Source organism: Hymenobacter daeguensis (assembly GCF_054780555.1).
Genome location: NZ_BAAGWC010000017.1, coordinates 1 through 15,726, shown reverse-complemented (window position 1 = coordinate 15,726; position 15,726 = coordinate 1). Strand labels below are relative to the sequence as shown.

At 59.5% G+C, this 15,726-nt stretch carries 8 protein-coding genes; 3 read left to right on the top strand and 5 right to left on the bottom strand.

Translation table 11 applies throughout. The features are described from left to right. Positions 1 to 7 precede the first annotated feature (7 nt). The 5 genes from ACYVHT_RS16750 to ACYVHT_RS16730 form a co-directional block, all read right to left on the bottom strand. The gene (locus tag ACYVHT_RS16750) at positions 8 to 3,025 is read right to left on the bottom strand and encodes a SusC/RagA family TonB-linked outer membrane protein (protein ID WP_460554371.1); all 3,018 of its coding nucleotides are present in this window, start codon (positions 3,023 to 3,025) and stop codon (positions 8 to 10) included. A gap of 303 nt (positions 3,026 to 3,328) precedes the next feature. Beyond that, on the bottom strand, positions 3,329 to 4,600 hold the full coding sequence (locus tag ACYVHT_RS16745) for an AGE family epimerase/isomerase (protein ID WP_460554368.1): 1,272 nt from the start codon (positions 4,598 to 4,600) through the stop codon (positions 3,329 to 3,331). Continuing rightward, a complete protein-coding gene (locus ACYVHT_RS16740; RefSeq protein ID WP_460554366.1) occupies positions 4,597 to 5,820 on the bottom strand; it encodes a glycoside hydrolase family 130 protein in 1,224 nt (407 codons plus the stop codon). The genes ACYVHT_RS16745 and ACYVHT_RS16740 overlap by 4 nt, the downstream gene beginning before the upstream one ends. 44 nt (positions 5,821 to 5,864) lie before the next feature. Then, positions 5,865 to 7,472, bottom strand: a complete 1,608-nt coding sequence (locus ACYVHT_RS16735; protein ID WP_460554363.1) for a glycosyl hydrolase — start codon at positions 7,470 to 7,472, stop codon at positions 5,865 to 5,867. A 304-nt stretch (positions 7,473 to 7,776) separates the two neighbouring features. Further along, positions 7,777 to 9,609: a sodium:solute symporter family protein gene (locus tag ACYVHT_RS16730; protein WP_460554360.1), complete on the bottom strand. Its 1,833-nt coding sequence runs from the start codon at positions 9,607 to 9,609 to the stop codon at positions 7,777 to 7,779. A 267-nt stretch (positions 9,610 to 9,876) separates the two neighbouring features. On the opposite strand from ACYVHT_RS16730, the gene ACYVHT_RS16725 reads away from it, so the two are divergent. The 3 genes from ACYVHT_RS16725 (at position 9,877) to ACYVHT_RS16715 (ending at position 15,470) form a co-directional block, all read left to right on the top strand. Next, positions 9,877 to 10,752, top strand: coding sequence for an AraC family transcriptional regulator (locus ACYVHT_RS16725; RefSeq protein WP_460554357.1), 876 nt, complete (start codon positions 9,877 to 9,879; stop codon positions 10,750 to 10,752). Between the two features lie 418 nt (positions 10,753 to 11,170). Continuing rightward, complete coding sequence (locus ACYVHT_RS16720; RefSeq protein ID WP_460554354.1) at positions 11,171 to 12,832, top strand: glycosyl hydrolase; 1,662 nt, start codon at positions 11,171 to 11,173, stop codon at positions 12,830 to 12,832. 16 nt (positions 12,833 to 12,848) lie between these two features. Further along, positions 12,849 to 15,470 carry a GDSL-type esterase/lipase family protein gene (locus ACYVHT_RS16715; RefSeq protein WP_460554351.1) on the top strand — a complete coding sequence of 874 codons (2,622 nt, stop codon included), beginning with the start codon at positions 12,849 to 12,851 and terminating at the stop codon, positions 15,468 to 15,470. The last annotated feature ends 256 nt before the right edge of the window (positions 15,471 to 15,726 follow it).

Genomic DNA, 15,726 nt, shown 5'->3' with positions numbered 1-15,726 from the left:
CCGGTGATTAGATGCCAATGTTCAGGCCCACGGAGAAGGCGCGGGGGCGCGGGTACGAGCCAAATTGCTGGCCGTTGGCCGGTACTTCGGGGTCGAAGCCCTTGTGGAATTTGGTGAAAGTGTAGAGGTTGTTGCCGGAGAAGTAAATCCGCAGCGTCTCGACGTGCTTGATGAGGTTGGACTTGAAGTTGTAGCCCAAGGTCACGTTCTGCACGCGCAGGAAAGAGCCGTCGGTCACGAACCAATCGGAGCCGTAATAGGCGCGGTTCGAGTTCACGCTCGGGTAGGCGTTGGTGGGGTTGTCGGGCGTCCAGCGCTGGAGCTGGCCGCTGGGCGAGAACTTGCGGAAGTCGAACACGTCGTTGCCCTGCACGCCGTAGAGTTGGGCCGCCAGGTCGAAGCCCTTGAAGCGCAGGTTGGTGTTGAAGCTGTAGAGGAACTTGGGGTTGGGGTTGCCGATGATGGTGCGGTCGTTGTCGTCCACTTTGCCGTCGCCGTTCAGGTCCACGTATTTCAGTTCGCCGGGCTTGGCCATGTCACCTGTCAGGCCGGTGGCGGCACCTTCGGCGGCGCTCTGAATCACGCCATTGGTTTTGTAGCCGTAGAACACGTTGATGGGCTGGCCCACGATGTAGGCGTTCAGCGGGGCGCGCAGCATTTCGATGCTTGCGCCGTTCCACACAAACTGGTCGGTGCCCATGCTGATGAGCTTGTTGCGGTTCACGGTCAGGTTGCCACCCACGCTCCACTGCACCGCGCCTTTCAGAATCTCGGCGTTCAGGCCCAGCTCCACGCCCTTGTTCTCAATCACGCCGTCGTTCACCCATACCCGGTCGTAGCCCGACGATGGCGTGATGTAAGTCTGACGCAGCAAATCGCGGGTGCGCTTGTAGTAGAAGTCCAGGCTGGCCGTGAAGCGCTGGTTCAAAAAGCCCAGGTCGAGGCCGGCATCAAGCTGCGAGGTGGTTTCCCACTTCAAGTCGGGGTTGGGCACGCCTTCCCAGATTTTGTTGTAGCCGTCGTAGCCGAAGGTGCCCGGTCCGAACCCAGTCTGGAAGTCGCCGCCGGTGTAGTAACGGGCCGAGCCCAGGCGGTCGAGCGTCTGGTAAGGGTTGATGCCCTGGTTGCCGGTCAGGCCGTAGCTCACGCGCAGCTTGGCTTCCGAGATGGTCGGAATGGCTTTGAGGAAAGCCTCTTCCTGCAGCTTCCAAGCCACGGCGGCCGAGGGGAAGAAGGCCCATTTGTTGTTGGCGCCGAACTTCGACGAGCCATCGGCGCGGCCGGTGAAGGTGAACAGGTAGCGGTCGAGCAGCGAGTAGTTGAAGCGGCCGATGTAGGAGTTGAGCTGCGACTTGCTCAGGCCGTTGCTGGTGTACTGGGTTTTGGCGGTGCTCAGGTTCTGGTTGGCCAGCACATCGTTGATGTAGCCCCGGCCTTCGAGATAGGACGTACGCGAGTTGAACGACTGCGTGGTGTAGCCGGCCACCGCGTTGAAGGTGTGAATGCCCACCGACTTGTTGAACGTAAAGTAGTTCTCGTTCAGCAGCTCGTTGCCGTTGTAGTTGTTGATGGTGCCGAACCCGTTGTACAAATACCCGGTGTTCGTCACGTTGCGCGGCTGATAGTTGTCGTCTACCGCATTGCCGAATTTGTCGCTGATTTGGGTGCGGAAATTCAGCCACTTCGTGATGTCCCAGCTCACGTAGAGCGTGCCCAGCACATCGAAGCCCTTGCTGGTGTTGGTCACGTTGTTGGCATACGCAATGGGGTTGCCAAAATCGCGCGGGCCGATGCTGAAATACGTGCCGTCGGGGTTGTAGACGGGGAAAATCGGGTTGCGGTCGGCCGAGAGCCCGCCGCCCGTGCGCTGGGTGTGGGTCAGAATCAGGTTCACGCCGGCGCTCAGGTTGTCGAACAGCTTCTGGTCGAGGTTCAGGCGGCCGTTGTAGCGGTCGTAGGCATTTTTGATGTTTAGGCCTTCCTCACGGTAGTAGTTGCCCGAGATGGAGAATTTGGTGCGCTCGTTGCCGCCGTTGGCCGTCAGCGTGTAGCTCTGCGAGAATGGGTTACGGTATACCAAATCGGGCCAGTAGGTCCGGTAAGGCCACTTCGGCTTGTTAGGGTCGGTGCCCTTCAACTCAGCCACCGAGGGATAGTACGTGCCCAGGTAGGTCTGGCCGGTATAGAGCAGCGGCAGGCCGGCGTTGCCGCGCGCCTCGTTGTCTATGATGGCCACGTCCACCGGGTCCGACCATACGTCCAGCTTCGTGGGTAAGGTCGAAATCGTATTCAGCGTGCTCAGCGTGAGGCTGGTTTTGCCGGCCTTGCCCTTCTTGGTCGTCACCAGAATCACGCCATTGGCGCCCCGCGAACCGTAAATGGCGGCCGAAGAAGCATCCTTCAGCACCTCAATGCTGGCAATGTCGTCGGGGTTAATCTGCTTCAAGTTGCCCGCGTCGCCCCACGGAAAGCCGTCCACCACCAGCAGCGGGCTGTTCGAGCCATTAATCGAGCTTGAACCCCGGATGCGAATGGTAGCGCCCGCGCCCGGCTCGCCAGATGGCACAATAACCTGCACACCCGCCACTTTGCCTTGCAGCAACTGGTCTACGGACGAAGCTGGGGTTTTATTTAACTCACTGCCTTTCAAAGTGCCCACCGAGCCGGTGAGGTCGCTCTTGGCCACCGACCCGTAACCAACCACTACCACTTCATCCAGCTTTTTGGTATCGACCAGCAGGTTGCCATCGATGGTTGTTTTGCCGTTCACGGGTGTTTCCCAGCTCTGGTAGCCCACAAAAGAAAACGTAAGCACCGCATCGGCCGAGGGCACCGTGAGCGAGTACGAACCATCCGACTGCGAGGAGGTGCCCGTGCTCGTGCCCTTCACTAGCACCGTCACGCCCGGCAGGCCGTCGCCGGAGGCGCCGTCGCGTACCACGCCGCGCACCGTCAGTGCCTGCGCCCAGCTCAGCGCCGGCGCCAGCACCGCGCAGAGCCATAAAATGAGTAATTTCTGTCTCATAAAAGTGTGTTCAAAGGGTAAGTAAAAGGTGGGATTTTGAGTGAAGCATTCCGGCAGGTTAGCCTAAAGCAAAGCCCGAAAGAATGGTGGTTACACACTTGGAATGCCTGGCGGGCAGCAACCGGGCAACAAACGTTTCCGGAATTGCATAGACCTCATTATCAGGCCGCTGCGGCACCTGACAACTGGTCTGTTTGGGTAATACAAACTTAATGTATGCTTTCAGCCAGCAATGATACTTTTTTATCAAAGTATTGGCCTATTCAGTAGTTTGCCATCGTTGCCGGGGTTTTAAGGCCCTGGTTAAGCGGTTTTGAGCTGCTGCTCGCTGCGCTCCGGCAGCTCGGAATGGACTAATTGATTTTTACACCGCCGGCTCACTTCGAGGCAGGCGCGAACATTATGGTAGGGGCACTTCCAGAAGCCGACTTTGTCGTGGTCGCGCATGAGCTGGTAGTCGTCGTACACACCCCAGCGCCACTCACCGATTTCAAAATCCAGCAGGTGCTGTTGGGCAAATTGCCAGGCCAGGTACGAGCGCTGCAGCATGGCATCATCGTGGCTCAGCTCGTAGGCGTGCAGAAAGCCCACCATGGCCTCGGCGCTCACCCACCATTCGCGGTGCAGGTCGAGGTGGTGGGTGCGGCGGTCCAGCTCGTGGGGCAGGCTGCCGTCGGGCAGCACGGCAGCGGCGGCGGACTTGGCCAGCCGCTGAGCGGTGGCGTTGGTGCGGGCCAGCAGGGCGGCGTCGCCCAGGACTTCGGCGGCCTCGGGCAGCAGCCAGGCGGCTTCGATGTCGTGGCCGTAGGACACGAGGTCGGCCACCGGCGTCCAGTCGCGGGCAAAAAACAGGCGCAAGTGGCCCGTTTCCGCGTCCACAATGTGCGTTTCGAAAACCTGCAGCAGATGGCGTACCCGCTCGGCTAGCCGCGCTTCGGGCCAAACGTGGTAAAGGTTGGCGTAGGCTTCCAGAATATGCAGGTGCGTATTCATAGTTTTGGGCGCGTTCTGGTCTTTGTCGCTCAGCCGCAAGTCGTCGAGCAGTTCACCGGTTTCGGTGAAAGCTTCGAAGTAGCCGCCCTGCTCGGCATCGTAGCTGTGCCCCTCAATCCACTCAAACAACTCCTGGCTGGCTTGTAGCGCCCGCGGCTCCTGCGTGGCGCGGCAGTATTCGCTCAACCCGTAGATGGCAAAGGCCAGGGCGTACATCTGCTGGCGCGAGTCCTGCGGCTGGCCCTGCGCATTCAGCAGCCAGTACAGTCCGCCGTGCTCATTATTAATGAAATGCGTGAGCAGATATTCGTAGGCGCGGGTAGCAGCATAACGATATTCCACCCGCCCGGTATGCCGGTAAAGGGCCGAAAACGTCCACAAGATGCGGGCGTTCAGGATGCTGCCCTTGCCGGCGGCAGCGTCGACTTGGCCAGCGCTATCCATACGGCCGATGAAGCCGCCCCAACGCTCATCCACGGCTTTGGTCAGCCAGAAATCGGCGATGCGGGCCGCTTCGGCCTCCATGTCCTGCTGGTAGGCGGCCAGCAGGGCCGTCACGTTCGGATTGTCGGACGCACTCATGCTCCCACGCCGTTGTACGACAGCTTCATGCCTGCCTTCGTGTCTTCGGCAAACGCCTGGTTGGCGTCAATCAGCGTGTTGATTTGCCGAACCGAGGCGGCCGAGGAGAACTCATCGGCCGGCGTGTGCAGCACGTAATCGAGCAGCTGCGCCACCGTGGACGTGGCCACGTGCGTGCGGGTGTCCGACGAGGCGTAGTAGATGAAGACCGTGCCGTCGTCGTCCAGAATCCAGCCGTTGCTGAAGGCCACGTTCGACACGTCGCCGACCCGCTCCTCCCCTTCCGGCGCGATGAAGTAGCCGCCGGGCTTCCGCAGCAGCTTGTCGGGCTGGGTTAAATCGGTCAGGAACAGGTACAGCACGTAGCGCAGGCCGGCGGCGGTGTTGCGCACGCCGTGGGCCAGGTGCAGCCAGCCTTTTTCGGTTTTGATGGGCGCGGGGCCCTGGCCGTTTTTGGCCTCGTACACGGTGTGGTACTGCTTGCCGTCCACAATCCACTCGCGGCTCACCACCGCGCTTTCCATCGAGTCGGTCAAACCAAAGCCGATGCCACCGCCCGCCCCGGCCTCAATAAAGCTGTCCTGCGGCCGGGTGTAAAGCGCGTATTTGCCCTGCACGAACTCGGGGTGCAGCACCACGTTGCGCTGCTGGGCCGAGGGGGTTTTCAAGTCCGGCAACCGCTCCCAATTGATGAGGTCGCGGGTGCGGGCAATACCGCACTGCGCCACGGCCGACGACTCGTCGCCGGTCCGGGCCGCTGGGTCCTTGCGCTCGGTGCAAAACAGGCCGTAAACCCACCCGTCTTCGTGCTGGGTTAGGCGCATGTCGTACACGTTGGTGTCAGGCTCGCTGGTTTCGGGCATGGTGATGGGCCGCTCCCAAAACTCGAAGTTGTCGATGCCGTTCGGGCTCTCGGCCACGGCAAAAAACGACTTGCGGTCGAGTCCTTCTACGCGGGCCACCAGCAGGTAGCGTCCTTCGTGCTTGATGGCCCCGGCGTTGAATATCGCGTTGATGCCCAGCCGCTCCATCAAGAAGGGGTTGGTAGCGGGGTTCAAATCGTAGCGCCAGGCCAGCGGGGCGTGCTGCGCCGTGAGTACCGCGTGCTGATACCGGTCGTAGATGCCGTTGCCGAGGGGCTGCTTTTCGTTGGCGCGGCTCAGAAGAGCCGCGTGTTGCGCTTCGAGCGCGTGCTGGCGGTGGCGGAAGTTGTTTCCCATTTGATAAGGCAGGATAAGGATGGTAACGGAAGGGTGGACGAGAGCTATTGCTTGATGAATTTGATGGTTTGCGCCGCGCCCTGGTACTGCGCGCGGAGCAGGTACAGGCCAGCCGGCAAATCGGCTGTAGGCAGGGTTTGAATGGCTTGGCGCACCGTGTAAGCGCTTACTTTTTGCCCCGTGTTGTTGAGCACCGTGAGCTGCGTACCCACCGGCCAATCGGCACCCAGCGCGACGGTCAGCGTGCCAGCGGACGGGTTGGGATAGGCTTGCAGGCTGCCGGCGGCCTTGGCCGAGGCGGTGGACGTTACCAAGCTGCCGTAAGCCTCGAGCTCACGAATGGAATAGCCGTAGACGGTGCCCCGGGCCGTACCCAGCACTTTCACGTAGCGGCCGGTCACATTCAGGTTGGGGTGGTTTTTATGCAGGTCGGTGTTGTTCGTGACGGTCACGGCCGTGGTCCAGTTCACGTTATCGGGCGATACCTGAATCTGGTAATCGCGCCCATAGGCGTTTTCCCACACGATGCTGAAGCGGTTGAGGCGGTAGCTGGCGCCCAGGTCCACCACGATGTTTTGCGGGTCGGCATACACCGACGACCAGCGGGTGGTGCGGTCGCCGTCCACGGCCAGCGCGGCCACGTTGCCCTGCCCCGCTTCGGTGGAGGATACCACCACTGGGCGGTTCAGGCACAGGTTGCCGGCCGAGGGATTGGGCACGCCCCAGCCCGGCATTTCGTCGCGGGTCAGCACGTTGGTAGCGGTGTAGAGCGAGAATAAGTTGGCCGAGCTGTTCTGCGAAAACACGAGGTCGGACCAGCCTAGGAAGTACGTCCACTGCGGCTGGGCGCGCAGGGCGGCGGCCGTGGGCAGCACGCCGGTTTCGCCAATGGCAATGGGCTTGCCGGCGGCGATGCCCAGCATGGCGTTGTACTTGGCCTGAGTCAGGCCGTCACCATTGTAGAAATCCAGCGAAGCCACGTCGAAGTAGCTGGTGCCGGGGCTGTAGGAATTCACGTCGCTCGGCAGCGTAGGAAAATCCTGGATGTTCCAGACCCAGACAATGTTGTTCAGCCCGCGCGTGACTTGCAGGTAGTCGTGAGTAATCTGGTAGAGCTTGGCCGAGCCGGTGGGCCCAGGCCGGCCGCCCCACCAGAAGGCAGCCTGGTTGGTTTCGTGCAAGGGGCGGAAGGCCACTTCCACGCCCCGGCTTTGCAGGTACTGGAAATAGGGCACCAGCTCGTCGAGCCAGGCCTTCCAGCGGTTGTTGAGCACGGTGCCGTTGGTGGTCAAATCGGCCCAGTCGGCGTTCGACATGGTGCTCATCACCCCGCTGCTAAAGGTGCAAGGCGACACATTCTGGGCCGGATTGCAGGCGTGCCAGGTCAGCGTGACCATCGCGCCGCGCTGCCACTGCTTCTCGGCCTCGTAAATCATCTGCCACCGGTCTGCGTAGTTGCTGAATAGGAAATCGCCGCCCCAGAGGCCCGCCACTTTGCCGGTCACAAACTCCAACTGGTCAGTATAATAAGTCGGCGAATTCAGCGGCTCTTTATTATGAATGCCGCCAATGGTAGACGTGCCCCGAATGCTATATAGATAGTTGAGCGAAGTGAAACTCGTTTGCGCCACGCCAATGCCCGGCAACAGCACGGCGAAGCCTAGCGCAGACCGCCGCAATTGCTGGCCGCAAGCTGATACTATATTTCGTAGCGAGAATGGCATAATGGGTGGGATTGAAATGGATGCAGGAAAACGTCTTCAAATTTCGCCTTCGGGTAGACCGGTGCAGTAATGGTTTTTTACCGTTCTGTGGTACTGATTTGGCGGTTATACCCCATTGGTCAGCCGTCATGCAGCGCGCAGCGCAGCATCTCGCGTGGGGTAGTAGTTCCTCCTTGCGATTGATTTAGTGGTGGCACGCGAGATGCTGCGCTGCGCGCTGCATGACGGTCACTTAATCATCCCCCAACCGCTCCCACCACGTCTTTTTCAGCACCGCGCCCACAATCACCAGGATCATCACCGTCACAAGCAGCGGCAGGTGCTGCGAGAGCAGCAGGTACATGGGCAGGATGGTGAGGCAGAGCTGCGCGATAATGCCCAGCACGATGTTGAACATGTTGCGCCCGAAGTTGCGGTTGGGCTGGAAGCTGGGGTCTTCGGCCTGCACGGCGGCCAGCACCGGGCCCCAGAAGCCCCAGGGCCGCACCGTTTTGTAGAAGGTGTGCAGCACAGCCGGCTCCGTGGGCGGGGCCAGGTAGGTACCAATGACCGAGCCGGCGAGCGAGATGCCGAACAGCAGCGGAAACCAGTACAGCAGGTTGCCGGCCGGAATTAGCACCCCGAAAATCATGGCCGCCACGATGCCCGTGAGCATTCCCACGAAAAAACCCGTGGCATTGAAGCGCCACCAGTGCCATTTTAGCACGTTGGAGGCCACGTAACCGCCGTAGAGCGCCGACACAATGAACTGCAGCACCGTGTTCACGTCTTTGGCGATGAAGCCCAGCGCCACGCCCACGGTCACCACCACCACGCCCACCAGGTAGTTCATCGAAATGATGCGGCTGGTGCTGGCGCGCGGGTTAATGTACTTGAGGTAGATGTCGTTGACCACGTAGGCCTGCGCCGCGTTCACCGTGCCGCTGAAGGTGCCCATGAAGGCTCCGAGCAGGCCGGTGAGCACCAGGCCCATCAGCCCCACGGGCAGGAAGTTGTTGATGGTGAGCGGTAGGATGCGCTCGAAGTCGATGGTTCCGTCGGGCGCTTTCAGGTTCATCTGCTGGTAGTAGAGCAGGCCCAGGATGGTGAGGCCAATGATGAGCGAGTAGCGAATGGGCAGCAGGATGATGGATACGAAGCCGCTCATTTTGCTGGCGTCTTCGGGCGAGCGGGTGCTCAGGATTTTCTGCATGTCGTAGTTCGGCGCGGGGCCGGCCAGTGAGGCAAACACGCCCTTGAAGGCCATCATCATGAAGAACACGCCGAACAGCGAGTAGCCGTCGCTGGAAATCTTGCTGTTAACCTCCGGGATGATACGCTGCCAATTGAGCCCCAGCCGCCAGCCGAAAAAGGGATTGAACCAGCCCTCGGGCACGGCCAGCACCTTGCCCTGCAAATTGACGTAGGCAATGCCGGCAATGGCCACGCAGGCCACCGTCATGATGGCGTACTTAATCATGTCGCCGAGCACGATGCTGTGCATACCGCCCACGATGGAGTAAAACATCGCAAAGAGCGTAAACACAATGCCGTACACGTGTGGCACGTACTGCGGGGCCACGTCGAACGGCACGTAGCCCTTCACCAATTCCCAAGGGATAAAAATCTCCATGAACTTGCCCAGTCCCACAAAGCCATAAGCTAGGAAACCCAGGCAGCTCAGCAGCGCAAACGCGATGACGACCTGGTGCGAGGCCCACACGCCCGGCCCCTTCTGCCCGAAGCGGGTGGCCAACCACTCGGCCCCGGTGCTGGCCCCCGAGCGGCGCAGCCAGCGCGAGAGGTACATCATCAGAAACACCTGGTTGAACACCGGCCACAGCCACGGAATCCAGATGGATTTCATGCCATACACGAAGCACAGGCTCACCATCCACATCGTGCCACTGATGTCGAACATGTCGGAGGCGTCGCTCAGGCCCAGCTTGTACCAAGGCAGCGTGCGGCCGCCGAGCATGTAGCTGTCCTTGTCGAGGCTGGCCTTTTTGCGGTAGTAGAGGCCGATGAACACCGTGGCCAGCAGGTAGGCTACGATGATGAGGATATCGAGTAAGTGAAGCCGCATGGGGTGCTGGGTGGGAATGGCTACCAGTGCCTTAGAAGAGGGCGAAATACGATAGCCGACGGGAGGAATAACTATTGGCAAAAGTATCCGCAGTCGCAGCCGCCAGAGTAATGCTATTTTATCATTCTCTTGACCAAAGCGCACCAACGCTGTCTTTAGCGGCTGCTTTTTGTTGCTAATCTGGCTCTAAAGGCTACTTTCGCTTCGTCATCCTGACACCATACGCAGATACTATCTTATCCAAAATCCCACCCACCTGGCACCATCATGCAGCAGAATATCATGCGGGAGATTACCCCGCTCACGCAGAACGATTGTTTCATGCTCTTCTCGCGGGTGAAAAAGGAGTTCTCCTTTCCGCTGCACTGCCACGAGGAATTTGAGCTGAACCTAATTCTGAACGCGCCCGGCGCCAAGCGCATCGTGGGCGACCACGTCGAGGTCATCGAGGACCTAGAGCTGGTGCTCATCGGCTCCAACCTGAACCACGCCTGGTTTACGCACCAATGCGTGAGCGAGGAGATTCAGGAGTTCACCATCCAGTTTCACAAGGACCTGCTGGACGAGAAGTTTCTGCGCCGCAACCAGCTCAGCTTCGTGCAGAAGATGCTGGAAAATGCCCAGCGCGGCATCCTCTTCTCCCGCGAAGCCACCACCCAAATCCGCGACCGGATTCTCGGCCTGGAGCACAAAGTCGGCTTCGACTCGGTGCTGGAGTTGCTCTCCATCCTGCACGACTTATCTACCTCGCGCAACATGCGCGTGCTCTCCGATTCGTCCTTCACCGCCGAGCGCCCGCAGGCCAGCAGCCGCCGCATCGAGAAGGTATTTGAGTACCTGAACACTTACTACAGCCGCCCCATCACGCTGGCCGAAGTAGCCAAAATCGCCAACATGCCGGAGGTGTCCTTCAGCCGCTTCATCAAGAAGCGCACCGGCACCACGTTCATCGACAGCCTCAACGAAATCCGCCTCGGCCACGCCTCCCGCATGCTCATTGACACCACCCACAGCGTAGCCGAAGTAGCCTACAAATGCGGCTTTAACAACATCTCCAACTTCAACCGCATTTTCAAGAAGCGGAAGAAGTGCACCCCCAAGGAGTTCCGGCAGAGCTTTTCGGGGACGCGACTGTTCATCTAATAATTGGCCGTCGTGCCTCGTCTGCGCTCGGCATGACGGCCAAACAACCCAAAACCAACTTATTACACCGTCATTATTTCCAGATTTTATCCTTCTCTGATTCTATTTTAACCATCTGCTTGCCCGGCCGATTTTTCTATTTTCCTTAGTGCCGTTGCTTCCCAATGCCCGCCCGCTGCGACAGCTGTTAGCGGACCTACAGCGGGGCCGTAACTAAAAAATCCGGAGCTGCAAGCGCTCCACTTTGAGGGCCTTGGCTCACAACTGCTTCGTGGCTTTTAACGAGCCACCACCTTGTTCCTGAATGCCTTTCTCCCTTGCTTTTGCAGGGATTGAAAGCTCTTGCTTTTCGCCGTCGGCTTCGTCTGGCTGGTCGAATGCTTCCGCACGTCCACTATACACCAAATCCCACCCTCTGATGAAGATTACTACGCGTATTCTGGCCGTGTGCGCCAGCTTGTTGTACTGCTCGGTCGCTACGGCCCAAACCAGCTACAAAAGCCTCAATTACCTCTACGGCATCTCGGGCACCAAAACGGCTTCCGGCATGCACAACCGCGAGCCCAACTCAGCCCCGGCTACTTGGACCAACCAGATAAATACCACCACCGGCAAGTACCCCGCGCTGTGGAGCGGCGACTTCCTGTTTGCCAGCGCCGACGTGGCCAACCGCCAGACGATGATTAACGAAGCCAAGGCCCAGTGGGCCACGGGCGCGCTGGTGAACATCATGTTCCACGCCTGCCCGCCCACCCAGGCCGAGCCCTGTGCCTGGGAAGGCGGCGTGAAAAGCAGCCTCACCAACGCGCAGTGGACCGAGCTGATTACCAACGGCACCACGCTCAACAACAACTGGAAAGCCCGGCTCGACGTGATTGCAGGCTACCTGCAAGACCTGAAAAACAACGGCGTGGAAGTGTACTTTCGGCCGCTGCACGAAATGAACCAGGGCATCTTCTGGTGGGCCGGGCGGCCGGGGGCCAACGGTACGGCGAAGTTATTCCAGATTACCCACGACTACCTGCGCAATACCAAGGGCCTGACCAACCTCATCTGGGTGTGGGACTTGCAGGATTTCAGCAGCCTGTCGTCGGACCTGACGAACTACAACCCGGGCAGCAGCTACTGGGACATCCTGGCCATGGACATGTACTACTCCGACGGCCAGGGCTACACCACGGCCAAGTACAACGCGATGGTAAATGCCGCAGGCAGCAAGCCCATTGCCATCGGCGAATGCGAGGTGCTGCCGTCGCCGTCGCTACTTACCTCGCAGCCGAAATGGGGCTTCTTTATGGGCTGGTCGGAGCTGGTATATAACTCGAACTCCACCGCCAATATTCAAAATACCTTCTGGGCCAGCAATGTGGTGGTCCGCGACGAGATGCCGGGCTGGAATGCACCCAACATCGCCTACCAGCGCCCGGTTACCGTCACGTCCACCTACAACAGCACCAACACCGCCGCCAAAGCCGTGGATGCCAACGGCACCACCCGCTGGGAAAGCGCCTACGCCAACAACCAATCCATCTACGTGGATTTGGGCGCGACTTACAACATCAACCGCGTACGGCTGGCCTGGGAAGCGGCCTACGCGCAGGATTACCAGGTGCAGGTATCCACGAACGGCACTACCTGGACGACCATCAAGGACGTGTGGGGCAAAAATTCCGCCGCTGCCGACGACCACGCCGGCCTGAACGCCAACGCCCGCTACGTGAAGGTGTACTGCATCAACCGAGCCACCACCTACGGTTTCTCGCTGTACGAATTCGAGGTGTATGGCACCGCTACCGGATCCCGAACCGCCTTGGCGGCTAATAACGCAAAAGATATGCGGGCCGGTGAAGTACTTGTGTTTCCTAATCCGGCCAGCAGCAAAGTGACCGTACAATTGGGCCAATATGGTGCGGCCGGCAGCCTACTTACGCTCAGCAACGGACAAGGCAAAACGCTATTCAGCGAATCGGTGCAGGGAGCCGAACATACGCTGGACTTGGCCCGCTATCCGGCCGGCCTCTACCTGCTCACGCTGTCGAATGAGTCGGGACGAGTGACACGCAAAATCACAAAGGAATAGCGCCAGCCAAGCACTCATGAAAAAACTTCTATTCCTCCCCTTAAGCCTACTGCTGCTGACTTCGACGCGGGCGCAGACGGTACGCTCCATCCTGGCTGATTTTGGCCCCAACGATGGCACCAACGGAAATATTACGCCCAGCCCCGATGCCAACGGCAATTACTGGAATAACATCCTGAACCTGACCGGCGTAGCCGACACCTTCCGGCTGGTCGATAAATCCAACCAGCCCACTGGCGTCAAGCTGAAAGTGGGAGCCAACTTCCAGACCAACGGCATCCTCAATGGCGGCTTGCTGGCCCCCAGCGCTGCACTGCTGGGCGAATACGCCATTGCCACGGCCACACAGGACTACTTCTTTCTGCAAACGGCCGCCACGCTGCGTATCAGCGGCCTCGACCGCAGCAAGCGCTACGTGTTCCACCTTTTCGGCAGCCGCGAGCTATCCACAGAAGTAAGGACTACGCAATACCGCTTCACCGCCAGCAATGTATCGAGCGTGAGCCTGACCACCAGCGGCCCCAACGTGGGCGCCAACGGCTACGCGGGTAATAACAACACCCTGGCTCATTCCGATACGCTCACGGCCGATGCCAACGGCGTTATCAGCTTGGAAGTAAGCCGTACGGCCGGCACCTATGCCTTCCTCAACCTACTGCGGCTCGATATCATCACCGGCCGCAGCACGCCGGCTGTCAACTACGCCTTCCAGAATCCAGGCTTCGAACTGGGCAATCTGAATTTCTGGACGACGGTAGCGCAAGGCACAGGCGCCGCGGTCAGTATTAATGCGACCACGCGGCACGCCGGCAGCTACGCGGCCCAACTCACGGGCGGCAGCCTGGGGTTGGAGCAGCAAATCAGCTACCGTAATACCACGGGCGCCACCAACTATAAGCTGAGCGGCTACTTCTACAACCCGACCGCCAGCGCGTTGCGCGGTAGCCAGGCCGCGCATTTGGAGTTACTCTACTACAACAGCAGTGGAGCGTTGCTAAGTCGATTCAAGTCAGATTCGCTGGTGGCCACATCAGCCACCAACGTTTGGACGAAGCTGGAAGCGGTAGGCGCCATTCCAGCAGGCACGGCTTTCGTGAAGGGCAAGGCCGTGTGGCGCAACGCCGCCGGGGCGGCCGGCAGCGTGTATTTCGACGATTTGCTACTCGAAAACTACGTGCCCCAGAATCCGCTTAAGCTGGTGTATATGGGTTCATCGGTGCCCTACGGCCAGGGCGCTACCAATAACTACGGCTACACAGCCATGTACTCGGCGCTGCTGGCCCAGCGGGCCACCGCCGGCACCGGCCAGCCCTGGGTCACGGCCAACATCAGTGTGCCCGGCAACAATACGGTGGACGTGCTCAACCGCTTCGATGCCGACCTGCTGCCGCAGGGAGGCAAGTACGTGGTGTTTGCCCTGGCCCTCGGCAACGAAGGCATTCTTACTGGCGGCCAGCCCATTTTCAACCAATTCCGCACCAATCTCCTCCAGCTCATTCAGCGGGCGCGGGCCAATGGCATGGTCCCCATCATCACCAACGGCTACACCCGCAACGACTACGGCCCCACCGAGTACGCCTACACCCGCCAAATGAACGCGCTGATTCATGGCTGGAACGTACCTAGCGTGAACCTGCTCGGAGCGGTAGACGACGGTACCGGCCGCTGGGCCTCCAGTTACTGGACCGATGCGCTGCACCCTAATGACCGGGGGCACGCCGAATTGGCCCGGACGCTGGTACCTTCCCTCTTCGATGCTTTGAACACCAATAAGCCGCAGCCGACCCGCCGCACTAGCAACGGCATCACGCTCACCAACACCGCCAGCACGCCCACCATTCTCATCCGGCTGGTGCCTGAAGACGTGGTACATCCGTTCACGACTGCTATCCGCTTCAAAACCAGCACGAGTGGTCAGTTGGTTGAAATCCGTGACAGCGCGGGGCTGGCCGCCGGCACCCTAAGCGTCGGCCCCGGCGGCGTGGTCGTGTACCAATCGGCCAAAGGCCGCACCATCACGGGCACCGTGCCCGTCGCCAATAACCGCTGGCATAAGCTGGTGCTCACCCACTACTACGCCCGCGGAGCTACTATGCTCTACGTCGACAGCGTACGGGAGGGCACCGTATCAGAGCGTCTGCGCCCCACCCGATTCGACCTCGGGGGCAGCGCGTCGCCGGCCCGCGTGCAGTACCGCGATTTGTTCTTCTACCGCTCAGGTATGAACCAAGATGAAGTGCTAGCCATGGCCGCCGATTCTTTGCTGAAATCAAGCCTAGAAATCTACGCTCCCCTCGATGGTCGCCGCGTTGCCACCCCAGATTCGCTTGCCAATTTGGCCCAGAGCCTGAATACGCTGGCACGAATTAGCAGCCCATTGGCCACACGCGAGAATGCTGTTGCCAAGCAAATAAGCCTTTACCCCTCCCCTACAGCTGGCGATGTCCGCATTGATGCACCTCAGGAACTTCACGAAGCAGTAGTGAAAGTGTATGACTTGACTGGTCGAGTTGTGCTGACTACGCGGCTCAGAAACGGCCGTTTTAGCATAGCTCAGCTACCGGTAGGTGTGTATTCCGTGGCTTTTGCAGCTAATGGACAAGTATTATATATGCGCTTGATAAAGCAGGAGTTCTAATCAATTCTCAACCCCTACTTAAATTCTAAAACTGAACCGGCCAGCCGCCTAGTGGTGGGAACAGCAAATCGGCTGGCCGGGGAAGTTTTCTCTCTATTCAAGGCTTATATAACAATTGTTATTTAGCTGAAAGGGAATTGCGGAACAGGTAAATAAAAGTTAGGTTAACCCCATCTGGCTAGGAAGTGTTAACAGTAGGTATTAATTTGTGGCATGGATTATCTGCTCACAGACGCGCAGTGGGCCCGCATCGCGC